18 protein-coding genes and 1 tRNA gene are annotated in these 22,094 nt (G+C 59.3%); 9 read left to right on the forward strand and 10 right to left on the reverse strand.

Annotated elements, in window-relative coordinates; translation table 11 throughout:
• Positions 1-25: 25 nt before the first annotated feature.
• Positions 26-997 (forward strand): ankyrin repeat domain-containing protein, encoded by a 972-nt coding sequence (locus AADW18_RS04505; protein WP_337342180.1) that lies wholly within the window; start codon positions 26-28, stop codon positions 995-997.
• Here the strand turns inward: AADW18_RS04505 and AADW18_RS04510 are convergent.
• Positions 992-3,703: a bifunctional acetate--CoA ligase family protein/GNAT family N-acetyltransferase gene (locus AADW18_RS04510; protein WP_337342181.1), complete on the reverse strand. Its 2,712-nt coding sequence runs from the start codon at positions 3,701-3,703 to the stop codon at positions 992-994. The two genes, AADW18_RS04505 and AADW18_RS04510, sit on opposite strands and share 6 nt — an antisense overlap.
• Before the next feature lie 142 nt (positions 3,704-3,845).
• Here AADW18_RS04510 and AADW18_RS04515 point away from each other — a divergent pair, with 142 nt between their 5' ends.
• Positions 3,846-4,244: a VOC family protein gene (locus AADW18_RS04515; RefSeq protein ID WP_337342182.1), complete on the forward strand. Its 399-nt coding sequence runs from the start codon at positions 3,846-3,848 to the stop codon at positions 4,242-4,244.
• A 155-nt stretch (positions 4,245-4,399) separates the two neighbouring features.
• On the opposite strand, the gene AADW18_RS04520 is transcribed toward AADW18_RS04515, so the two are convergent.
• Together AADW18_RS04520 and AADW18_RS04525 are read right to left on the reverse strand one after the other, a co-directional pair.
• The gene (locus tag AADW18_RS04520) at positions 4,400-6,220 is read right to left on the reverse strand and encodes a diguanylate cyclase (RefSeq protein ID WP_337342183.1); all 1,821 of its coding nucleotides are present in this window, start codon (positions 6,218-6,220) and stop codon (positions 4,400-4,402) included.
• Positions 6,221-6,662: 442 nt separating this feature from the next.
• The gene (locus AADW18_RS04525; RefSeq protein WP_337342184.1) at positions 6,663-7,007 is read right to left on the reverse strand and encodes a DUF6678 family protein; all 345 of its coding nucleotides are present in this window, start codon (positions 7,005-7,007) and stop codon (positions 6,663-6,665) included.
• A 98-nt stretch (positions 7,008-7,105) separates the two neighbouring features.
• Here AADW18_RS04525 and AADW18_RS04530 point away from each other — a divergent pair, with 98 nt between their 5' ends.
• Positions 7,106-7,579: a DUF6265 family protein gene (locus tag AADW18_RS04530; RefSeq protein WP_337342185.1), complete on the forward strand. Its 474-nt coding sequence runs from the start codon at positions 7,106-7,108 to the stop codon at positions 7,577-7,579.
• A gap of 126 nt (positions 7,580-7,705) precedes the next feature.
• Here the strand turns inward: AADW18_RS04530 and AADW18_RS04535 are convergent.
• Positions 7,706-7,781, reverse strand: a tRNA-Thr gene (locus tag AADW18_RS04535).
• Positions 7,782-8,122: 341 nt separating this feature from the next.
• Here AADW18_RS04535 and AADW18_RS04540 point away from each other — a divergent pair.
• Both AADW18_RS04540 and AADW18_RS04545 read left to right on the forward strand, forming a co-directional pair.
• Entirely contained in the window at positions 8,123-8,617 is a 495-nt protein-coding gene (locus tag AADW18_RS04540) for a hypothetical protein (RefSeq protein ID WP_337342186.1), read from the forward strand.
• 3 nt (positions 8,618-8,620) lie between these two features.
• On the forward strand, positions 8,621-9,274 hold the full coding sequence (locus tag AADW18_RS04545) for an MltR family transcriptional regulator (protein WP_337342187.1): 654 nt from the start codon (positions 8,621-8,623) through the stop codon (positions 9,272-9,274).
• Between the two features lie 69 nt (positions 9,275-9,343).
• On the opposite strand, the gene AADW18_RS04550 is transcribed toward AADW18_RS04545, so the two are convergent.
• A complete protein-coding gene (locus tag AADW18_RS04550) occupies positions 9,344-9,934 on the reverse strand; it encodes a hypothetical protein (RefSeq protein WP_337342188.1) in 591 nt (196 codons plus the stop codon).
• Positions 9,935-10,158: 224 nt separating this feature from the next.
• On the opposite strand from AADW18_RS04550, the gene AADW18_RS04555 reads away from it, so the two are divergent.
• From AADW18_RS04555 to AADW18_RS04570, 4 genes are all read left to right on the forward strand, one after another.
• Entirely contained in the window at positions 10,159-11,277 is a 1,119-nt protein-coding gene (locus tag AADW18_RS04555) for a hypothetical protein (protein ID WP_337342189.1), read from the forward strand.
• 22 nt (positions 11,278-11,299) lie between these two features.
• The gene (locus AADW18_RS04560) at positions 11,300-11,746 is read left to right on the forward strand and encodes a hypothetical protein (RefSeq protein ID WP_337342190.1); all 447 of its coding nucleotides are present in this window, start codon (positions 11,300-11,302) and stop codon (positions 11,744-11,746) included.
• Between the two features lie 173 nt (positions 11,747-11,919).
• Positions 11,920-12,066 (forward strand): hypothetical protein, encoded by a 147-nt coding sequence (locus AADW18_RS04565; RefSeq protein ID WP_337342191.1) that lies wholly within the window; start codon positions 11,920-11,922, stop codon positions 12,064-12,066.
• A gap of 146 nt (positions 12,067-12,212) precedes the next feature.
• Positions 12,213-14,036 carry a hypothetical protein gene (locus tag AADW18_RS04570; protein ID WP_337342192.1) on the forward strand — a complete coding sequence of 608 codons (1,824 nt, stop codon included), beginning with the start codon at positions 12,213-12,215 and terminating at the stop codon, positions 14,034-14,036.
• Positions 14,037-14,573: 537 nt separating this feature from the next.
• On the opposite strand, the gene AADW18_RS04575 is transcribed toward AADW18_RS04570, so the two are convergent.
• The 5 genes from AADW18_RS04575 to AADW18_RS04595 form a co-directional block, all read right to left on the reverse strand.
• On the reverse strand, positions 14,574-16,172 hold the full coding sequence (locus tag AADW18_RS04575; RefSeq protein ID WP_337342193.1) for a GMC oxidoreductase: 1,599 nt from the start codon (positions 16,170-16,172) through the stop codon (positions 14,574-14,576).
• Positions 16,173-16,364: 192 nt separating this feature from the next.
• On the reverse strand, positions 16,365-17,315 hold the full coding sequence (ispH, locus tag AADW18_RS04580; RefSeq protein WP_337342194.1) for a 4-hydroxy-3-methylbut-2-enyl diphosphate reductase: 951 nt from the start codon (positions 17,313-17,315) through the stop codon (positions 16,365-16,367).
• Positions 17,316-17,366: 51 nt separating this feature from the next.
• Positions 17,367-17,870, reverse strand: a complete 504-nt coding sequence (lspA, locus tag AADW18_RS04585; protein WP_337342195.1) for a signal peptidase II — start codon at positions 17,868-17,870, stop codon at positions 17,367-17,369.
• Between the two features lie 134 nt (positions 17,871-18,004).
• Positions 18,005-20,836, reverse strand: coding sequence for an isoleucine--tRNA ligase (ileS, locus tag AADW18_RS04590; protein WP_337342196.1), 2,832 nt, complete (start codon positions 20,834-20,836; stop codon positions 18,005-18,007).
• Complete coding sequence (locus tag AADW18_RS04595; protein ID WP_337342197.1) at positions 20,833-21,780, reverse strand: bifunctional riboflavin kinase/FAD synthetase; 948 nt, start codon at positions 21,778-21,780, stop codon at positions 20,833-20,835. Before AADW18_RS04595 ends, ileS begins: the two co-directional genes overlap by 4 nt.
• Between the last annotated feature and the right edge of the window lie 314 nt (positions 21,781-22,094).

The raw sequence follows: 22,094 nt of genomic DNA on the forward strand, positions 1-22,094 counted from the left end.
TTGTCTTGGGTTGACACCACCGGCAATGCTCGCCAACCTGCCAGCGTTGCTTAGGGTTGTCAACGCAACGGAACCATTGCCCACTTTAACAATTGCCCCGGACTGCATGCCTATGCCTCCGCAACGGATGCGATTATCGCTACTGGCCTTGCTGGCCATTGTGGGATTGCTCGCCAACCTCACAGCCTGCTGGGCGGTACCGCCCACCGAACGGACCACGCCGCGTTTCACTGCCGAGCGTTACTTCGAAGGCAAAGCGCTGGAACTGGCGAAGGCGGTCGACCGCAACGACGCGACTGCGATCCGACGTTTGATCAAGGAAGAAGACGTCAACCCCGACACTATCTTCACGGATCAGGCGATGCCGATGGTGGCTTGGCCTGTCCTAAATAGGAACCTGACCGGGCTACGGTTGTTGCTGGAAGCCGGCGCTGACCCCAATGCTCGCCGCATCGATGCGAAGCGCAAAAGTGGCCAGCAGCGTAACAACGCGATGGTGCTGGCGGCTTCTGAGCCGGACTCCCGCTATCTGGCGATGCTGCTGGATCATGGAGGCGATCCGAACACTCATAATTCCAATGGCGAAGCGCTGACCTATGTTGCCTACTTGCGCAACCAATGGCCAAACGTGCAGTTATTGATCGAGCGCGGCGCCAATATCAATGAAGGCCTGTACGAAGCAGGCAGCTACAACACGGTCGTCGGTTGGTACTCAAGCTTTGGCAATTTCGATAAAGTCCATTGGCTTCTCAAAAAAGGACCTGACGTTACCAGGACAACGCCGACGCAACCTGGATCGGCTAATCCCACCCGTATGCCCATCGTCGATGAAATCTATTGGCTGCCGGTCAAACCCGAGATGGTGGAGTGGCAACGCAAGTGCCAGCACTGGCTCCGCGACCGCGGCATCGAACGACCGCCCATGCCCATATACCTGAAAGAACGCAGGCAAAAGCTCGGCCTGCCCAGCGAAGAAAAGGACATCCCGCTGCTATAGGTGTTCGGTCACCGGGTCTTCCCGGACCGACAGCACCACGTCCACCAGCAGAGCATCATCCGGATCGGGCACGACCCGAAAACCGAGCTGCTGGCACATCGCCAGCATGGTGCGGTTTTCGCGCAGCACCTGTCCTTCGACGACACGCAGCCCCAGCCAGTGCGCATATTCGATCATGATCTGCATCAGCTGCCAGCCGATCCCCTGCCCCTTGAGATCGGAGCGCACGAGGATGCCGTATTCGCCGCGGTCGTAGTCGGCGTCGGCATGCAAACGTACCGCGCCCAACATCTCGCCGCTCTCGGGATCGATGGCGACCAAGGCGATCGAGCGCGCGTAATCCATCTGTGTCAATCGGGCGATGAATTCGTGGCTGAAATGCCGCACCGCCTGGAAGAAACGCAGGCGCAGATCATCTTCGGTCACCTTCGCGAAAAAATCGCGGAACATCGCGTCGTCCTCAGGGCGCACCGGGCGGACGAATGCTGGATGGCCATCAGCGCGGATGATCGTCCTTTCCCATTCCTTCGGATAAGGCAGGATGGCGAAACGGGAGTGCCCGCGACCTTTGTGCAGGCGGCGAGGCTTGGAAATCGCCACACGGGCATCGACCGCGACAACACCATGTTTGTCGGCCAGTAGCGGATTGATATCGAGCTCGCGGATTTCCGGGATATCCGCTGCAAGTTGCGCCAGTTTCACCAGCACGAGCGCCACGGCGCGCTCATCCGCGGCGGGCATGTCGCGGTACGCCTTCAACAGCCGCGACACGCGAGTGCGCCCGATTAACTCATGCGCCAACCGCAGATCCAGCGGCGGCAATGCCAACGCTTTGTCATCGATGATTTCGACCGCCGTGCCGCCACGCCCGAATACGATCACCGGACCAAAGGTCGGATCATCCGCGATGCCGACGATCAACTCCCGCGCCTTCGGCCGGACCATCATTGGCTGCACCACCACGCCTTCTATGCGCGCCTGTGGCCTGAGTGCGCGAGCGCGGGACAGAATGGATTCTGCTGCCGTGCGCACCGCCTCTTCGCTGACCAGATTCAACCGCACGCCGTCGACATCGGATTTATGCGGAATGTCCGGTGACAGCACCTTGACGGCAACGGCTTCACCGCGAGCCAATAGCGGCGCCGCCATGATCACGGCGGCGTCGGGATTGTCCGCCACTGCAACCGGAACAACCGGAATCCCGTACGCATCCAGAAGGCGAACGGTCGCCTGGGGACCCAACCACGTTTGGCCAACCGCGAGCGCTTCCGCCACGATGGCTTGTGCTGCGGCGAGGTCGACGCTGAAATCCTCGGGCAAGCTGGGCGGTGTTTCGATCAATGCCTGCTGCGCCTCCCGGTAACGCACCAAATGCATGAATCCACGTACCGCGTCGGCTTCCGTCGGATAGCTGGGTATTCGCGCTGCATTGAGGGTCTCGATCGCCCCGTCGTCACCCAGCCAGACCGCAAACACAGGTTTGCCGCCGGAATGCCGGGGACGTTCGCCGGTCACGCGCGTCAATGCCTGTGCCGTTTCGATGGAAGACGAAAGCGCGGTGGGCACATTGACCACCAGCACGGCGTCGTTGTCCGGGTCGGTCAGCACCGCCTCCAGCGCGGCCTCGTAATCTGTCTTGTCGGTATCGCCGACGATGTCGATTGGATTGGAACGCGACCAAGCCGCCGGCAGCGTCTTGTCCAGACGGCGCACCGTTTCGTCCGACAGCGTCGCCAGGGTCCCGCCGAGGTCGACGAGGCGATCGGCCGCCAATGCCCCTACACCGCCGCCGTTGGTGACGATCGCCAGCCGGCGCCCGGGAAACGTGCTGAGCCGGTGCAAGGTTTCGGCTGCAGCGAACAATTCGTCCAACGCCATGACCCGCAGCAGGCCCGCACGCCGGAACGCCGCGTCGTAGACCGCGTCAGGACGCGCCAACGCCGAGGTATGCGTGAACGTCTCGCCTATCACCGGCATATGGCGGCCCGACTTGACCACGACGACGGGTTTGGCGCGGGCCGCGGCGCGGGCCGCGGACATGAACTTACGTGCGTCTTTTATTGATTCGACGTACAGCAGGATCGCGCGCGTATGCGAATCGGTGGCGAAAAAATCGAGCAAGTCGCCGAAATCGACATCCAGCGAACCGCCCAATGAAACCGCCGCGGAAAATCCGATCGAACGTGCCATGCCCCATTCGACCAACCCCGCGGCAATTGCGCCGGACTGCGAGATCAGCGCCAAGTCGCCCGGTGGCGGGCAACGTGCCGCGATGCTGGCGTTCAACGCGGCACGTGGCGCCATGATGCCGAAACTGCCCGGCCCGACGATGCGCAGGCTCCTGGAACGCGCAAGCGCTTCGAGTTGTTCGGCGATGGAACCCGGCCCTTCACCCAGGCCTCCGGTGAGCACCACGGCAGCGGAAGCCCCCTTGTCCGCGGCGGCGCGGATAGCATCCGGCAGCACCTGCGGCGGCACGGTGATCACCACCAGTTCGGGCGTCCACGGCAAATCGCCGATGCGCGATACTGCGCCGACGCCATCGATCTCGCGATGGCGCGGATTGACCAGACCGATGGGCCCGGCAAACCCGCCTTCGCGCAAATTCCGCAGCACGATGCGGCCCACCGAACGCTCGCGCGGGCTTCCGCCGACAATCGCCACCGACTCCGGCTGGAAGACCGACTGCAGTCGATATGTGCTCATCTTGGGCCTGCCACGGTGTGCGCCAAAGATACACCGCCGTGCCGCCATTGCCATCAGCCACGGACTCGGCAGCGGAACCGACACGGCTTCGCTCTACGCTCCCTTCATGCCCGCTGACCTAACGTGAACCTGAAACGGAAACATGTGCGAGGTCTTCCACGTGCATCGCAGCAGGCTCGGGCAAATCATCATCGATTGCCAAGTCACCGACCTCGATAACGCCGCGGACTTTTGGTCGTCGGCGCTGGGATACGAGTGCCGACACCTCAAGGACCCGGCAGATGCGCATTATCGGCAACTGATCACTGAGGAGGGGCAGCTGTGCATTCTGCTGCAGGCGGTAAACCACCCAAGCCGCGTGCATCTGGACATTGAATCGACCGACGTCGAAGCCGAAGTACAACGGCTGGAAGCGCTGGGCGCTCGCCGCGTCCAGCAAATCCGCACATGGTGGATCATGGAAGCACCGACCGGGCACCGATTCTGCGTGGTTCGCCGGCAACGTCCCGGCCTGGAGGAACATGGCCATCAGTGGCAATAAAGCAAAATCGGAGAGGGCACGTTCCTGTAGGAGCGGCGTCCCGCCGCGAGCTCTTCCTGCCCGATCGCGAAAGAAGCAAAATCTCTCGCCAAGGGCGGAGGCGCTAGAAATCTATCGGGGAGCGGTGCGCACGAGCACGCGGGTGCAGTCGCGACTTACGTCGCTCCTACAACATGGCTGCCCTTTCCTGTTTCAATGACCCTGTATCCGTCTCGCCCGCCCTCCTTGGCCGCATAGAGGGCATCATCCGCACCCACCATCAAATCCTCCGCGACCACGTTCCCCGCGGCAAACGCCACTCCAATACTGGTAGTGATCGTCAGCGCAGTTGCGCCTATCTCAACCGGCTCCCTCATTGCCTTGAGTATCTTGGCGGCGATCGCTTCAGCGGCCTGCAGTCGTGTCACGTCCTCCATGAGGATGACAAACTCGTCGCCACCTAGCCGAACCACCAAATCCGTGGCCCGAACGTTCGACATAAGCCGTTGCGCGAACGTCTGGATCACCCGGTCTCCGGCCGCATGACCGTAGGTGTCATTGATTCGCTTGAAGTGGTCGATATCCAAGTACATCAAGGCAACCGGCCTTCCGCTGCGTTCGAGGCGCGAGATCGCCAAAGGCAAGCGTTGTTCCAGTTGCCGGCGATTGGCCACTCCTGTCAACGCATCCACTTGACTCAGGCGCTCCAGCTCACGCCGGCTTGCCTCCAGGGCTTCTTCAGCGGCCACCCTGCGGCTGATGTCGCGGCCCGCAAGAATCAGATCCTTGTCGCCGATCTGTTGCTCGCCAGGTATGGGGCTCATGATGACTTCCATCCACAAGTAGTGACCTTCCTTGTGGCGGGCGCGATACCTGAGCGTCTGCGGCTCTCCGGAGGTCAGTACTTCGTTCATGGCCGCCCGCTGCTTTTCGCGATCGGCGGGATGGACCAGGTCCCAGCGCTGGCCCAGCATTTCAGATGGCTGCCAACCCAGTATGTCGCTCGATGACGGTGATACGTAGACACGCTCACCGGTCGCGGTGAGTCGAACGATCAGGTCCCCGGAATAGTCGGCAAGCAACCGATACCTGCGTTCACTCTCGCGCATGCGGGTGTTGAGCCGGTCCCTTTCGGCCATGGCCAGCACCACGGGGATCGTCATCAGGCAACCACCCGCGATATACAACTGAAGCAGCGCGATCCTCCCCGCGCTCCCGATGTCTTCCAGGAGCCACAAAGGACCATGGCCCGCCGACGTGAAGGCGCTGCCGATCGTGGCCAAGAGAATGACGCCACCGGCCACGCCCAGGAACCGGTGCCGAAAGGCCCCCAGTAGTAATGGCGGATACGTCATGAAAAGCAGAGGATAGTCGGACAGGAACACCGCGACCCCGATGACCGCGATGAGCGCCATGCTGATGATGAAACTGAATCGTTTGCCTGATGGCGCGAGAGTGCGGAATCCCTGGCGATGAATGGCCAACGTGGTGGTTGCGATGATCACCATGCCGACAACGTGCGCGGCGTACCAACTGACGAAGTTGGTCCAGAACGTGCTGCCGTAGACAAACCAGGTCACGGCGGATGCGAGTGAGCCCGACAAGGCACACGCCACCAACGTGCTGGCGGTGGCAACGCCTCCCAGGCTGACCCAGCGCTTAGGGTCACCCACATCGGGAATCTTGTAGCGAACCGCGCCCGCTACCGTAAGCACTTCGATGAGATCGCAAAGGCTTATCAGTACGGCATAGAGCCCCGAGCTGCCGGACAGGAGCTCGGCGGCGATACCGGCCAGGAAGCCCGTAACCAGGTATGCAGGCCAGGCGGAGGTTGGCTTGGAAAGCAACCAACCCGTGAATATGCCGTTGCCGATCCAGATCGCAGCGAGTTCGCCGGGCCCCTTCGCCAACGTCAGGGACAACCATGCGGTAGCCCCTATCAGGAACCCCATCGTGAGCTGGTCCACCCACGGGCGTGTTGGCAACTTGAATGGCATTCGGTAGATCCGCCGCTAGGTGCGTTCGAATACTAAGCTAATAGTCCAGCGTTCTGAATCGGTTAGGCCTCCGCGAGAAGGCATCCCCAACGGCTCGCACAAACCTGCAATCCACACGAGTGCAGTCATCACATTCCCGCAAGCCCGGAACGGTCACGGATTTCACCGGCTCGATATCGATCACCGGCAATGACGCTCGCATCGGCGTCTTCCCGAATGTCAGCAACTGATACGCCCGCCACGTTGTGGCTTTGCGGCTGACGCGAATCCAATCAGGCGGACACGGGCTTGGTGGCGATTACGGCATCCTGACGACGTGGCAGACTTGCCAACCGGTACATGGAAGCTGTCGCTGATTTCGTTGCAAGAGAAACAATGGCAACGAGAGCACGAGCACGCAAGTAGAGACATCAGATTGGGGTACGAGTTTCTGCTCCACAAATCAGGGATTCGCCGTGCGCCCCGGAATCCGTACGCTGTCGCTCTCAACGATGCTCTCCACGCCCAACGCCGCAATGCGGGACTGCAGTTCCGCAGACATATCTTCAATGAGCGGGGTGACAAGACGCCCTCGCTCGGTAATGCGCAGAGGATTGACATCGATCCACTCGACATCCGGGAATGGAACAGGACCACAGGGTGAGGATTCCAGGTATCCCGGAACAGGAACGATCAGAAATGACGTCCACCTGCCAGGCAGCTCGAGCCCTCGGCACTTGACGCGGACTTCGAGCCGCAAGTCCCCGACCACCTCAACCACGTCATCCCACTTCATCTGCACCAGCATCCCCGAAAGCCCCTACACTTCAGCCAAGCGGCCTGCCTGGGACCACTGAAATAATAACGAACCGTCGCCATCGCTCTTCACGGATCAATAGGATAATCATGCGCCAGATCCTCTTGCTCGCAATGTTGTTGGTCGGCGCCGTGCCTGGCGACCTGCAGGCCGCGGATGCGCCTGCGCAGCTGCAGAAGATGGCTTGGCTCGCAGGTACCTGGCAACGTGTCGACCTGCCTGAGGGTCAGAGCGGTTACGAGCGTTGGACATACGACGGCGCGCAGGGTTTCGCGGGTGTTGGCGTAACCGAGCGCGACGGCAAGACCACGTTCGAGGAAAAACTGCGCATCGTGCCGAAAGACGGCACGGTCTATTACGTGGCCGATGTTCCGGAAAATGCGCAGCCGGTTTACTTCAAGCTTACCGAGCTCAGTACAAGTGGATTCTCATTCGAGAATCCCGCGCACGATTTTCCGCAGAAGATCGAATATAAAAAAGACGGCCGACAGTTGCACGTCAGGGTTTCGGCCGGCAATAAAGCCGAGGACTTCAAGTTCGAACGCGAGCTGCGACACGATTGACGCTGAGAACCGCGGATCAGCCACTAAGCGCCGACCGCAAGAACGCACACCATCTCGCATCCAGCATTGCCATTTCACGAAAGCCCAAAAAACAAAAGCCCCGCATCAGCGGGGCTTTGCTTAACCTGGTGCCGGAAATAGGAATCGAACCTACGACCTACGCATTACGAATGCGCCGCTCTACCAACTGAGCTATTCCGGCGGGGCTGCAGATTCTAGGCGTCGCGCGGGATATGGTCAATTCGGGATCGTCCGCGGATTGGCCCCGTTCACAGCAGAACCCGCAGATGGTCGGCCAGGCCCAGGCTCATGGACACCAGAGCCAACGCGCCAAGTGTCTGATGTCCAAGGGCCAGAGGGGCCTTGCTCCTCGATGGGACCGGGTGTGCCTTCGGCTGATCAATCGTCTGGGATATGGCGGCCCGCGCCGGATCGGGGGCATCATGGCAACGGGGATTGGGGCGTGTGCCAGCCTGTCGGGGCTGGGATAAGCCTCTGGTAAACCGGGGACATGCCTCAGTCCTACAAGAGGCGAGGAACGCAATGTCAAAAATCACCATTCCCATCGCCGTCCGGAAGATGCTCGCAGTCGTAGACGAGCTATGCAACGCCTACCCAAAAAAGAAGTTCACCCTAGATGGTCGTCTGGTGGGGGATATCGGCGAAATCCTTGTTGAGGAGGCGTACCAGCTTGAGCTTTTTCCTGACATGCAGAAGCATCACGATGCGAAAACAAGCGACGGAAGGCTCGTCCAGATAAAGGCATCTATGAGAGGGAAATTTAGCTTTCCTTGTGATCACATCCCGAGCTACTACCTGGCAGTGCATGTGCACCCAGATGGTTCCTTTGATGAAATATTTAACGGTCCCGGTGAGATCGCTTGGCAGGCCGTTATGAACAGAAAGCTGTCCAAGACGAACTTACATCAGATCTCAGCAGCAGCCCTTCGGCATCTCCAAGAAAAAGTACAAGCTGGGGATCGGATCCCACTGCGAACCACTATTGTTAGGCCGGATCAATCTAAGCAAGGCACGTAGAACATGGCAAAGAGAGAATCTTTCAAGATCGACGTAGACGAATTCAATGCCCGCCTGCGCGAAGAAACCGATCGGGCATGTGCCATTCTCGGCGCAGCAATGCTTGATGCACGTCTGGAGTCGTTGTTTCGATCGAGACTGATTGGTCAGCCTGACGAGCTTCTTGCAAATGGAAGACCACTGGGAAGCTTCTCCGTCAAGATCAGACTAAGCCATTCACTGGGATGGATTAGCGATGATGCCTTCAAAGATCTGAACATAGTGCGCGAGGTGCGAAATCGGTTTGCGCATAGCTTTGATCATGGCCTGACGTTCGATGATCAATCTATTCGCGACCAGTGCTCCAACTTTAGGTCGATAAGCTCGTACTTTGCCGGCACGGAAAAGGCAAGATCCGCTTTACGGAAAAACCTCAGCGACGCAGTTATTGACGCGATGCGTGGCGTCCTCAAACCTCCGCGCGCCGCATTCCAGGGGGCAGTCGATTTCCTTCGGCAGTACCTAGACGCTGTTCCCGACGATGCGCTGGAGTATTTGGGCCCAGACTTGGCAATGGAAGTATACGATTTGGCAGCCAGTACCCGGATCAAGTTCAGTGCAACTGGAACCATTGGACCGGCACCAGCTCAACAAAACGGAGAGGCAGGTAAAACCTGATTGCCCGCAGTTCTGTAGTTTCACCCTTCTGACATCATGCACAACACAGAACTGTTCATCACATGACACTCAGCGGATGCGTGGCACGTACTTCATATCCCCAGAGGTGGGTGGCTTGATATCCGTTCTCGCGGGGGACTCCGCTTCCTTGGCCGGTACGGCAGTAGGGTCGTCGAACAGCCGCATGACTTCCTTGATGCCCACCAGATCTTCCCCGGTAAGTTGGAACTCGTCCCGACAGATCCTGTACTCAACCTTCTGTGCATCAGCCAATTGCTGAAACTGTTCACGGGATAGGCCCATGTACACCACTTCCAAGACCGACACTGTCCCTCCCCTCACCACTTCTCCGCGATGAGCTGCCGGCTCGATGGGCTTCATAGGCTCACCGTCGATCAACCAATCGAAAGAATGGCAATTCAAGTATCGCCACTCTCTCGCTACGGTCATGAAGATCGCGCCGTAGGTGACTTGGCCCGTCTTTTCTTGCACCACCTTGAACACACGTATGGGCGTCTGCAGGTCACCCTTGGCCGGGCTGACGGTATTGGACACGGAGCGTTTCCCCGTGAATCTGTCGTTCTGGACTTCTATGCCTTGCGACGGGCCGGCGATGCTCATGCCGACCAACGCCACAATGATGGGCAACCAGATGCGCATGCTCAGTTCCTCAAGATCAGGAATGCAATGAAGTCGTAACGGCCCAACGGGGGAGTGACATGTCCACGGAAGGCAACATTTAGCGCACGCCCCCCTCGCTTCAGTATCCCTCAGGCGAGCGGGATCATCCACAAACGCCCGAGAAGGCGCATCATTGCACCCGGGGTGGCCCAGCAATTGCATGCCATAGCGCCAAAGTACTGATCTGTAAGGGGACAACAAGGATGCGCACCAGATTCACTGCCTTTGCCGTGGGCTTCACTATTGCGTTGGGCTCGCTGCCTTCCATCGCGGCCACTCTGAAGGAACCGGCCCCGATATCGATAAACCCGCAACGGCATCCATTGCAGCTGCTGGGCGTTGCCCTCGAAGCCGTCAAGTCGTCCAAGAACGACTGGAAGGTGGATGGCTCATACGGGATGACCGAGGTTCCGGGCGGCTACCGCATGCGGGTCACCAAGGAATGGAATAACCGGCATGTGATCTATGCCTATCTGACGACCACTCCCCAGTCGGTATCTGTTACCTATGCCGACAGTCGGGAACTGGACTTCAAGCAGGGCTCTAACGGCGAACGCAAGATCCACGGTTCGTACAACGACTTCACCAAGCTGCTGACCAACGAGATCGCCGCGTCACTGTCCACAATGTGCAGCGACTTCAGCTTCCTACAGAGTTCGAAGGACACGCCCTATGTGGCGATCTCGGCGAGCCAGCCGCTTGCACGCATGCCTCGCACAACCGAGCAGATCCCCGGCACGGGCTTCGTCATCCGTGAGTACACCGGCTTCCTGGCCAATGGGCTGCCCTACAACTGCGGACCAGTAGTTGCGGTGTTTCGAGACGACAAGCTGACCGATGCCTATGGTGGAACTGCTGCCCTTGCGAAGCTGAACATCCAAGGCGAGCTAATCAGCCAAAGGCATGCATCCGGGCAAATCTCCTACGGCCAGGCTGCGGTCGAGTACAAGGAAGCCGAACTCGACTTTTCCCAGGCATTGGAGGCCCATCGCCAGAAGCAACTGGTCACCTACTACCGCCTGTTGGCCTCCCGGCTTGCCAAGAAGGAAATTTCGGTCGAGGAGTTCGACTACCTCGCTATCGAGAAGGAAGCAGAGATCAGGGATCAGCAGGACGCCATCCAGCAGAAGCAAATGTTTGAACGGGGCCTAATTGCTGCCGAACGCGAAAAGGCCATGGCAATGCAGGATCAAGCCGCTGCGATGCAGTCCCAAGCGCGCGCGCAGCAGCAAGCAAACTTTCAAAGTTTCTTGAACAGCCTTAAGACGGTGACTTGCAGAACGGTAGGCTACGGGAACTCGGCGACCACAACTTGCAATTAGGCCAATCTAAGCCGGAACCACAATGGACAGCATAGCGCCGGACGGCTCAACCAGTGACCGCGAAGGCCAGATGATGATCTATCAGATCACCGTCAATGACCTAACCTACTTCAAGTCCCAGCAGTGGTCCTTGACCAATCATTCCTTCCTGTTACTGGCTGCACTGGTAGGTACAAAACAGCTACTTGGTGAAAGCACTACACCATTCGAACATATCATCCTCGCCGGGCTCGCCGTCCTCGTGGTCACGGCGGGCCAGATTCTTCTCACGAAGCTTCAGAGCTCCATCGTTGTCAGACAAGCGCGACTGGATGCTGCACGGGACAAGCTGGGATTCCAGTTCTACAAGACGTGGGCGACGAAGGACAAAGGCACCGAATACATCCATTCCATTTGGATTCTTCGTTCGGCACTGCTGATTGGCGGCTCGGTAGCGTGCTGGGTTCTAGTAAGACCGCTAGTGCTTTGATTCTTCCATAGCCATCCCTATGCGAGCCCGACCCCTGACCTTGATCTGCATCGCGGCCTTGGCATCCTGCACGATGGACAGTGGCTCATCTCTGGATGCCCCGAGAAAATTCTTTGCAACGCACAAATCAGGCGCATTCCCTGATTACGGAACCATCAAGTTTGGCAATCCAGATGAACCACGTCATCACCGTCCATGGCTTTATGGACGATGCCGTATCGTGCAAAGAAGTGACCGAGGCATTGAACGCCAATGCTTGCAAAGATACCGACGGCCAGCAGTGCTTGAATCCCTATTCCTGCGTAGCACTGAATGAGTAGCCAAGTCACCACTCCTCGGTACACTCATTTACCAACACCTGAATGCACTTGACTTCCATCACATTCGGGTAGAGGATCGGCCAATCCGCTTTCGGGAAGCACGGAAAGCATCTTGCGTTGCTGGGGAGCAACCATGCGGACAAGCCATGCTTAATACTGATGACATCGTCCCATATTGCGGCGTTGTGCTCGCCGCAGCCGACAAGCCAATCGGGCTTACCTTAGTCGTGCAGACCCTAAAGAAAAGGGTCAATCAACAACTCAAGGCAACTTGGATATCGCACGATCATGACAACGCGCATGGCGGAAGATATCTAACGTGCTTCTTCTCTCACCAGCGACCACCACATTGGGCACCGAAATCTGGGGTTCTCGAAGTAACGTACGCCTACTTCACTGTCGGGTTAGCGAACGGCTACCTTGTATTCCACTGTTCGGACAACGACGTCCGGGAGATAGTTCTAGACCTCCTCGAAGGGGATACATTTCCGGTATCAAAAGTGTCCAGAGAAGTATTGAACTATGCGTTCATTGAAGGAAGCGCAGTAAAGACCCTGTGGCTGCACGGCATACACAACAAAACGTCGGTCAAGGCAGATAGCAAAGCATTAACCGGATCTGATTTGCGAATGGCGCTCGATCCTAGCGGCGACCAAAGTTACTCGTACAACTCTCTGCGCGGCAATGTCGAGCTTTTTCACAAGGACAGAACTTTCGGCGTAAACCTCACCGAGGCATACATCTGGCTATATCGGATGAACACTTGGCCGGAATTTCTTGCCGCTTGCGACGCGCTAACGGACATACTCCACAAAGCGAAAGGAACTTCATCAAGCACACCACTGGATACCGTCTCACACCCCATCAGCAACACAGCTTCAATGAAGGGTGCCTACGATTTCGCAATCATCGATCCGACCAACTTCAGCGGATCAGGGTTCGGCACAGCCAGGATCGCTCTCCTCGACAAGATTGCCTCCGAGTATGAATTCGAATCAATTCATCAAGTTGTCCAGGACAATCTAATTCGCGTGCGAGTCCACCATAAGCACAATGGCCTTCTTTCATACATTGGCGAGGTTCACGCGGAGCCGACGCTTTCCCGCAGCCAGCTAAAGTTCGCAACCGCGAAGGTGAACACGCAGAAGGGACAGTCTGGAAAGCTAGAGGAGTTCGCCAGAATCTTTTACCATCCGCCTCTTGTTCAGGCTTGGTACGACAGTGGCCATGCCATTACGGGCGGTGGCTGTTATGAGGTCAGCTACAAGAACGCGCCCTTCAATAGCATGTATTGGGCAGATTTCTCTGGCTTTGACGTATTAAAAGAGAAGCCATTGAAACCCGCGATAGGCGCCTTCTTGTCCAATATTGGAAGTGCTGGAGAAGACTCGCTGTTCTCGTGGATCTATCATGCATTAAAGCGCGGAACAAAAGCGAAGCGCCTTTCACACTTGAAGATGACTGAACAACCGGATTGGCTCCTTTGCGATGACGGCTCCGGCGAAATCTCTGATTTCATACATGCAACCACACTAGACAACCACCACCACCTGACGTTGATACACGTCAAGGCTGCAGGATCAGATCAGCCAAGTCGCCTGATATCGGTATCGGCACATGACGTTGTGATCAACCAAGCGATCAAGAACATCAGTAGCTTAAACAAAGCAAATGTCGTTGCAGCATTAGATGCCAGAGTGCCAGCCAACAGCCAGAAGCCAGCCTGGAATGTCAAAAATGGCGCGGCAACCGTACTGCCAGCCGCGGACTTCATTAAGCACATCTCAACTTGGAATTCGGGAAGAATCAACTTCCATGTTGTGATCGTTCAGCCACACACCCTGCGACCCGTTTTCCGAAATCCTGGAAATTCCAAGCCTCACGCACAGCTTTGCACGTTGCTGAACAGCGCCTCTCACCAAATAGCCGGCTTGGGCGGAGCTTTAACCGTCATTGGTGCGCGTGGCTGAGCGACGCTTCGACCAGATTCCCTGTATGGAGTGCACCCACCCTGCCCTCCACTTCGGCGCGCTCGGGGTAGCAGTTCCAGCACCGTTCTAGGACTTCCATATTCCTACTGAGGGCAATTCCCACCAAGTCGATTCGAACGCTAGTCTTCCGAAGTCCGGACAATGCTGTAACCGTCTTTGGCATACAACCCTTCGGTTCTGCCATCGATGGAGCACATCCGTACCGAATAGCCTTTGCTGAAGACATACCGGTACACGTCTTCAACGTCATCTAACTGCAACTGGTTTTCCACCTTGTTGGCGCCCGCCCTTCAGCAACTCGGTACGTGACGCGCCGGGTCTTGTTGTCCCGCAGCTTGTATGGGTACAAGCGTTCCCCGGAACTATGTTCAAACCAGAATCGTCGGCTTAGTCGTTCATCGAGTGCAGTTGGCATTACTTGCGTGTCCGTCCGTAACGAGGATCATCCTCGTCGGGATCATACGGCAGAGCGGCGCATACTTGATGCGTCGCCCCAAACGCTGGGTTTAACCCTAATCACAACAAAAGCACCAAGTGGTCCGCCAGGCGCAGGCTCATGGATACCAGGGTGAACGTGGGAAACGCCCACCCGCCGGTGGGGAATACCGAGCTGCCAGCGACATAAAGATTGCTCATGCCGTGGACGCGGGAGTTGAGGTCGACCACGCCCTGGCGGGGGTGTTCGGCCATGCGCGTGGTGCCTATGTGGTGGGCGGTTCCCTGGATTTGCGGGCTTTCATCGCGTCCACTGGCCAGCCAAGGCTGGAGTTGGAAGTGACCGTTGCAGGCGCGCGCCAGCTCGGATCCGAACACTGCAGCAGCGGTCCGATAGGTGTGCCAATCGAGCGAGGTCAGCCGCCAGTCTATGCACACCTTGCGCTGACCCAATGCATCGACTTCTCGCCCGAGCGTTATCCGGCTGTCCGGATTGGGGGCTTGTTCGAAAAAGCCCACCACGTCGACGCGCTCGGTTTCCACGGCGGGCTTTCCGGCCTTCTTGCGCAGCATGGCCCGGGCGATGTCTCCCAGTCCTACGCCGATATCCAGCGCCAACGAGCCTATCGTTCGCGCCGGCTGCGGTTCGTCGGAACCCGCCATGCCTGTGCCGGTGTGGATCTTTCCTTCCAACGCCATCGAATCGTCGCGCGTGGGCTTACGCAAGGCTTTACGCAAACCACGCAAAGCGGCCAGGCCCCGGGGAACCGGACCCTCCACCGCAATCGGCCGGACCCGGCCGCTTAGAAGGCGATTTTCGCGTTGCGCTGGCTCGGACAGGCAAAGTTCCGGAAAGGCCGGGGCGATGCCTTTTCCGCCCTTCCGGTTATAGGCCCGGGTTACCGACTCCGGGGCGCCGGTGGTCAAGGTTCCCAAGGTTCCACTGGGGTGATCCATGAAATAGCGACCGACCAGGTCATGGTCATTGCCCAGCCCCGCTGTTGCCACCGAATCCGAAAGTAACAGCAGCCGTGCGTTTTCTATTCCACCGCCGGCCAGGACGTACTGCTTCGCGCGCACGATTCCACGCTGCCCGTGGAGCGAGGAGACGCGCACCTGGCGAACGCTCCGCGCATCAGGGCAACTCTCCAGTTCCAGTGCGTTGACGTGCAGGAACACCTGGATATTGGGTGCGCGCTTTAGATCGTCTCCGTAGGTTTCGGCGAAGTAGACCGGGCTGAGAACGAAATTGCGGTTGATCAGCTTGTCTTCGTCGAAAGACGGAGGCTTCCGCGCAGGGGGCGTATGAAAAGAACCTTCGCCGAAGTCGTGCCCGTCGATCTTCAATAGCGAGCGGGCGCGGGAATAGAAAGGCTGCAGCTGTTCATAGCTCAGCGGCCAGCCACTATGCGGAACCCAATGGCGGGCTTCGAGGTCGAGATTGGACAATGGGATACAGCCGCCGCCCCACACATTGGTGCTGCCGCCAAAGGCACGCATGCGGCAGTTGGCGGCATTGAAGGAGGCCTGGCCGATCGAACTTCCTTCGCACAGCATCTGGCTGGTTGTTTCAGCGCCCGTGCCGCCGCTTTCCAGCACGCAAACGGTCACCGACCCGCCGAGGAATCGTCGGGCGATGGTGATGCCCGCCGGGCCGGCGCCGATGATGCAAAGATCCACTTCGATCTCCGAAAACGGATCGCTTCGATAGTCGGATATCACCTCGCCTCCCGTTCGAATGGCCGAAAGCTATTTTCGGGCCGAACCTAACTAGCAGAGACGAAAAAGCCGGCGATGGCCGGCCAATGGGCAGGTAAATGGAATACTCAAGGTCCGGCAGAGCGGCCCGGCGCCCGCAGGGGAGCGCTTCCGCTAGCTTACCAACCGCAGCCGCAGTTCCTTGGGCAAGGCGAACACCATGTTCTCCGGCTCGCCTTCCAACTCGCCGACACCACTGGCCCCCAGCTCCCGCAGGCGCTGGATGACACCTTCGATCAGCACATCGGGGGCGGAGGCGCCGGCGGTTACACCGATGCGCTGCTTTCCCGTGACCCAGGTGGGGTCGATTTCCTGCGCACCGTCGATCAGGTAGGCCTCCACGCCATCACGCTCCGCCAGCTCGCGCAGGCGATTGGAGTTGGAACTGTTGGGCGAACCAACCACCAGCACCAGATCACATTGCTTGGCCAGATCGCGCACGGCATCTTGCCGGTTCTGAGTGGCGTAGCAGATGTCGTCGTTCTTGGGTCCCTGCATCTTCGGGAACTTGTCCTGCAGCGCTCGGATGATGCCGACGGTATCGTCTACCGACAGCGTCGTCTGAGTGGTGTAGGCGAGGTTTTCCGGCTGCCCGACCTGCAAGGAAGCCACCTGATCGATGTCTTCGACCAGATAGATGTGCCCGGTGCCGCCCTCGGCGCTCCACTGCCCCATGGTGCCTTCGACTTCCGGATGACCGGCGTGTCCGATCAGCACCACGTCGCGACCCGCGCGGCAATGGCGTGCGACTTCGAAATGCACCTTGGTGACCAGCGGGCAAGTCGCATCGAACACCTTCAGACCGCGTTGCTCGGCTTCCTTCCGCACGGCTTGAGATACGCCATGCGCGCTGAAGATCACGGTGGCGCCATCCGGCACCTCATCCAGCTCTTCCACGAAGATCGCGCCACGTTGTTTCAGATCGTCCACGACGAATCGGTTGTGCACCACTTCATGGCGAACGTAGATGGGCGCACCCAACGTTTCAATGGCGCGCTTGACGATTTCGATGGCGCGGTCGACACCGGCGCAGAAACCGCGGGGATTGGCGAGCAGGACTTTCATAGGGAGACCGTCCGGTCAGGCGGATTCTTCAACAGGGACGTTGGCATGCCATTATCCCGCTTTCTTACTACGCTTGCCGTCAAACAGCCCGAACAGGGCGATACCGACCGCACCGGCCACGATGGCCGAATCGGCCAGGTTGAACGCGGGCCAATAGTGATCGCGCCAGTGCCACTGGATGAAGTCGATCACGTGACCATGCATCAGCCGGTCGATGACATTGCCCAGGGCCCCGCCAATCACCAGCGAGTACGGCAACGCCTGGCGCCAGTCGCCACGGGCGGCACGCGAAAGCCAAAATGCCAGCAATCCGCTGATCGCCACGGCCAGGCCAGTGAAGAACCATATCTGCCAACCACCGGCGTCGCTCAGAAAGCTGAATGCAGCGCCGGTGTTGTAGGTACGAAACCAATTCCAGAAACCTTCGATGACGGGGATCGAGGTGTACTCCGGCAATTCACGCAGCACCCAGGCTTTCGACCATTGGTCCAACACGATGACGACCACCGACAGAATCAGCCAGATCAACGCGTTGGGTTTTGGATGTTTGGACATAAGGCCTTTACTTTTAATCCCTCTCCCTCCGGGAGAAGGCGCCCGAAGGCGGATGAGGGAATGGGCTATCGGGTCACCGAAAGCGTGCTGCAGGAATACGAACGGACGACTCCCTCAAGCGGAGACAGCACGACTCAGAACCACTTCCGGTCTTCTCCCGGTCCTTCCACATTGCTCACGCAGCGCCCGCACAACTCCGGATGCTCGGCGTGCACGCCGACATCGGTGCGGTGATGCCAGCAGCGCACGCACTTCGTCTTCTTGGTCGGTTCGGCCAGAACGAAGACTTCGTCCGCGTCCACCGGCGTTACCGTAACGTCGCCGCTGATGAAGAGGAAACGCAGTTCTTCGGCCAACGGCTGCCACTTGGCGGCTGTCGCGGCGTTGACGGAAATTGCGATCTCCGCCTCCAACGCGGCGCCAATCAATCCGTTGGCGCGCATCGGCTCCAACACCTTGGAAACCTGTTCGCGCAACGCCAGCAGCTGATCGAAGTCTTCCGCGGACAACGCACCATCCGCCGGCATCGGCGCCAGACCGTCGTACCACGTGGCGAACAGCACATTGCCGGCGTGTTTGCCGGGCAAGTAATTCCACATCTCGTCGGCGGTGAAGCTGAGTACCGGCGCGATCCAACGTACGAAGGCTTCGGCGATGTGGTACATCGCGCTCTGCGCCGAACGGCGGCCGCGCGAGTCCTCGCGCATGGTGTACAGACGATCCTTGGTGACGTCCAGGTACAGCGAACCCAGGTCGACACTGCAGAAATTCAACAGCGCCTGCACGATCTCGGCGAAATCGTAGCGCTCGTAGGCAGCGACGATCTTCTGCTGGGTCTCCCAGGCGCGGTGCACGATCCAGCGGTCCAGCGCCACCATGTCTTCCAGCGGGCATAGATCGCCCGCGGGCTCGAATCCATGCAGATTGCCCAACAGGAAGCGCGCGGTGTTGCGTAGGCGGCGATAGGCGTCGGCATTGCGCTTCAGGATTTCCTGCGACAGCGACATCTCGTTGCTGTAGTCCGCCGAGGCGATCCACAGGCGCAGGATGTCCGCGCCCAGGTTCTTCATGATGTCCTGCGGCTCGATACCATTGCCCAACGACTTGGACATCTTGCGGCCGTGCTCATCCACGGTGAAACCGTGCGTCAAGCATTGCTTGTACGGCGCACGCTTGTCGATGGCCACACCGGTAAGCAAGGACGACTGGAACCAACCGCGGTGCTGATCCGAACCTTCCAGGTACAAGTCGGCTGGTTTGCCCAATCCTCGTTCCAGCAGCACGCCTTCATGGGTCACGCCAGAGTCGAACCAGACATCCAGGATGTCGGTGATCTTGTCGTAGTCGGCGGCTTCGGCGCCCAACAGTTCAGCCGTGTCCAGCGTGTACCAGACATCCACGCCGCCCTGCTCTACTCGGTCGGCAACGGCATGCATCAGTTCCACGCTGCGCGGATGCGGCTCACCGGTTTCGCGATGGACGAACAAGGCGATCGGCACACCCCAGGTGCGCTGGCGCGAGATGGTCCAATCCGGGCGACCTTCCACCATGCCGGCGATGCGTGCCTGGCCCCATTGCGGAAACCAGCCCACATGCTTGATCGCTTCCAGCGCATCGGCGCGCAGATTGGCCTGCTCCATCGAAATGAACCACTGCGGTGTGGCACGGAATGCGATGGGAGTTTTGTGGCGCCAGCAATGCGGATAGCTGTGCTCGAACTTGGCGAATGCCAGCAGCGATCCGTTCTCGCGCAGTACGTCGACAAGCACGTCATTCGCTTTCCAGATATGCAGGCCGGCTAGTTCGACGCCATTCGCAGGCGGTGTCGAAGGCAGATACACGCCACGGCCGTCCACCGGATTGAGCTGCGCCGCCGTGTACTTTTCGAGCAGGCCATATTGCTTGCCCACCACGTAGTCGTCCTGGCCATGGCCAGGCGCCGTGTGGACGGCGCCGGTGCCGTCTTCAGCGGACACGTGATCGCCCAGCACGACGGGAATGTCGCGTTCGGCATAGAACGGATGCGCCAGCAGCTGGTTTTCCAATGCCGTACCGCTAACGCGCGCATGCACGACGGCTTCCTGCACGCCATATCGCTGCAGCGCGCGCGCCGCGAGGGCATCAGCCAGTATCAACCAGCGGCGATGTCCGTCATGCGGGGGACCTTCGACCAGGGCATATTCCAGATCACCGCCTAAAGACACCGCCAGCGAAGCCGGGAGCGTCCAGGGCGTGGTGGTCCAGATGGGCAGCGCGATATCGACGCCCGCCGGCAGCTCCACGCCGAATATCCGCGCCAGCGCCTGGCTATCGCGCGCCGCATAGGCGACATCGACCGCAGGCGAAACCTTGTCCTGGTATTCGATTTCCGCTTCGGCCAGTGCCGAACCGCAATCGAAACACCAGTGCACCGGTTTCACGCCACGCGTCAGGTGACCGTTGGCGACCACCTTGGCAAGCGCGCGTATCTCGTTGGCTTCGAAGCGGAAGTCGAGCGTTTTATACGGGTTTTCCCAATCACCGATCACACCCAGGCGCTTGAAGTCCTTGCGTTGGATATCGATCTGCCCATTGGCGTATTCGCGGCACTTCTGCCGGAACTCCACCGCATCCAGCTTCACGCCCACCTTGCCGTACTTTTTTTCGATGGCGATCTCGATCGGCAAACCGTGGCAATCCCAACCCGGAATGTAGGGCGCGTCGAAGCCAGCCAGGTATTTGGACTTGACGATGATGTCCTTGAGGATCTTGTTGACCGCATGGCCCAAGTGGATCGTGCCGTTGGCATAGGGCGGGCCGTCGTGCAGCACGAACAGCGGACGGCCTTTGGCGTTGTCACGCAGTTGCGCGTACAAGCCATCGGCTTCCCAGCGCGCCAAAGTATCCGGCTCGCGCTTGGGCAGGTCGCCACGCATCGGGAATTCCGTTGCGGGTAGATTTAGTGTGGCTTTGTAGTCCTGGGTCACGCCGTCGCTCGTTGTTTTTCTGCAGTAAGGAGACGACGCGCAGTTTCGGCGTCGCGTTGCATCTGCTCGGTCAGGCTGGGCAGATCTGGGAATTTCAACTCGTCGCGCAGCTTGGCGACGAACTCGACTTCGATATGGCGGCCGTACAGATCGCCATCAAAATCGAATAGATGCGCTTCCAGCAGGGGCTCCACGCCCTCCACCGTCGGCCGGGTGCCGAAGCTGGAAACCGAAGGCATCGGATGGTCGCCCACGCCATGCACCCAAGTGGCATAGATGCCGGACAAGGCGGGCGTTTTCGGAAAGCGCAAGTTGGCGGTGGGGAAGCCCAGCGTGCGGCCCAACTGCTTGCCCCGCACCACGCGTCCGCCGATAGCGTACGGGCGACCCAGCAGGCGTGCCGCGCTGGTGAAATCGCCGTTGCGCAGCGCTTCGCGGATACGAGTGCTGGAGACGCGCTCGCCTTGCAGATGCACGGGCTCGATTTCGCCAGCGGAGAAACCCAGCTCGGCGCCCATGCGCTGCAACAGGGGAAGGTCGCCGCCGCGGCGATGGCCGAATCGGAATTCGGGGCCGATCCACACTTCCCGCGCCTTCAAGCGCTTTGCCAACACCGTGCTGACGAAATCCTCTGCGCTCATCGCCGACAGGGCGGCGTTGAAACGCAGCAGACCGACCAGGTCCGCGCCCAATGCGTGCAGCCCTTCGACCTTGGCGCGAGCGAGCGTCAGTCGCGGTGGCGGATTATCTCTGGCGAAGAATTCCCGCGGCAGCGGCTCGAAGGTCAGGGCCGCAGCCGTCGCGCCGCATTCGCGCGCGCGCGCGACCGCATGGCGCACCAGCGCGCGATGACCCGAATGGAGGCCATCGAAGGCGCCGATGCAGACCACGCTTCCCTGCGGACACAAAGGCCCGCCATCGACGTCACGAAACAGCCTGCTCATTAGGGCCTGTTAACACTTATGGAGCATGCCGCGCCGGGCCTGTGGGCGTGCGAGGCAAGGAAGAACGAGGGCGCGTATGTCGATACGCAACCGAGTGATGACGCGGCCACGCGCGTCCACAGGCCCGGCCCTTCGGGTTGTTTTCCAATGGCCACCATGCGGCGCCGCGCAGCTTGACCTGGCCACCAGCAAGGCGCGGCGCTGCGCAACACCACATGGCGGCCATTGGAAAACAACGCGGCATACTCCATAAGTGTTAACAGGCCCTGGACTCTTGATTGGTGTGGTGCGACCGAACGGCCGAACCGAGGCGA

Origin of the sequence: Pseudoxanthomonas sp. CCNWLY206-1 (assembly GCF_039710385.1) — a bacterium.
Classification (GTDB): Bacteria; Pseudomonadota; Gammaproteobacteria; order Xanthomonadales; family Xanthomonadaceae; genus Pseudoxanthomonas_A.

Bases quoted from the DNA above. Each gene is read 5' to 3' on its own strand.
- AADW18_RS04555 (WP_337342189.1), top strand. From the start codon at position 10,159: ATGCGCACCAGATTCACTGCCTTTGCCGTGGGCTTCACTATTGCGTTG.
- AADW18_RS04565 (WP_337342191.1), top strand. From the start codon at position 11,920: ATGAACCACGTCATCACCGTCCATGGCTTTATGGACGATGCCGTATCG.
- AADW18_RS04530 (WP_337342185.1), top strand. From the start codon at position 7,106: ATGCGCCAGATCCTCTTGCTCGCAATGTTGTTGGTCGGCGCCGTGCCT.
- ispH (WP_337342194.1), bottom strand. From the start codon at position 17,315: ATGAAAGTCCTGCTCGCCAATCCCCGCGGTTTCTGCGCCGGTGTCGAC.
- AADW18_RS04515 (WP_337342182.1), top strand. From the start codon at position 3,846: ATGTGCGAGGTCTTCCACGTGCATCGCAGCAGGCTCGGGCAAATCATC.
- AADW18_RS04550 (WP_337342188.1), bottom strand. From the start codon at position 9,934: ATGCGCATCTGGTTGCCCATCATTGTGGCGTTGGTCGGCATGAGCATC.
- lspA (WP_337342195.1), bottom strand. From the start codon at position 17,870: ATGTCCAAACATCCAAAACCCAACGCGTTGATCTGGCTGATTCTGTCG.
- AADW18_RS04505 (WP_337342180.1), top strand. From the start codon at position 26: ATGCTCGCCAACCTGCCAGCGTTGCTTAGGGTTGTCAACGCAACGGAA.
- AADW18_RS04540 (WP_337342186.1), top strand. From the start codon at position 8,123: ATGTCAAAAATCACCATTCCCATCGCCGTCCGGAAGATGCTCGCAGTC.
- AADW18_RS04525 (WP_337342184.1), bottom strand. From the start codon at position 7,007: ATGCTGGTGCAGATGAAGTGGGATGACGTGGTTGAGGTGGTCGGGGAC.
- AADW18_RS04570 (WP_337342192.1), top strand. From the start codon at position 12,213: ATGCTTAATACTGATGACATCGTCCCATATTGCGGCGTTGTGCTCGCC.
- AADW18_RS04520 (WP_337342183.1), bottom strand. From the start codon at position 6,220: ATGCCATTCAAGTTGCCAACACGCCCGTGGGTGGACCAGCTCACGATG.
- AADW18_RS04510 (WP_337342181.1), bottom strand. From the start codon at position 3,703: ATGAGCACATATCGACTGCAGTCGGTCTTCCAGCCGGAGTCGGTGGCG.
- AADW18_RS04545 (WP_337342187.1), top strand. From the start codon at position 8,621: ATGGCAAAGAGAGAATCTTTCAAGATCGACGTAGACGAATTCAATGCC.
- AADW18_RS04595 (WP_337342197.1), bottom strand. From the start codon at position 21,780: ATGAGCAGGCTGTTTCGTGACGTCGATGGCGGGCCTTTGTGTCCGCAG.
- AADW18_RS04560 (WP_337342190.1), top strand. From the start codon at position 11,300: ATGGACAGCATAGCGCCGGACGGCTCAACCAGTGACCGCGAAGGCCAG.